This window comes from Oleiphilus sp. HI0080, assembly GCF_001635135.1.
This window is the reverse complement of record NZ_LWFU01000084.1, coordinates 1-285: the sequence shown is the minus strand read 5'-3', so window position 1 is coordinate 285 and position 285 is coordinate 1. Positions and strand designations below refer to the sequence as shown.

Genomic DNA, 285 nt, shown 5'->3' with positions numbered 1-285 from the left:
TCGGTGCTGAAACGAAGTATTTGTGGCCAACGAGTTCGTAAAGCCCATCTGTGTTTCCATCAATAGGGAAGGCACGAGTGGAGTTCCTTCTAACATCTGAGCCGCCCTGCTTCTCAGTCATTGCCATCCCAATGGTGACGCTGTCTTTCTGAAAATGGGGTATATTTCGAGGGTCGTAAGTTCGGTTTAGGATTTTGGGTGCCCAAATATCATAAAGCTCGGGTTGGTGTTTAAGGCTTGCAATCGCCGCGGAAGTCATTGTTATAGGGCAACCATGTCCCGCCT

The 285-nt window shown here is 48.8% G+C and carries 1 pseudogene; it reads right to left on the bottom strand.

The features are described 5' to 3' along the window. Window positions 1–259: pseudogene (locus A3751_RS22415) on the bottom strand (DNA alkylation response protein); the annotation flags it as partial. Window positions 260–285 lie beyond the last annotated feature (26 nt).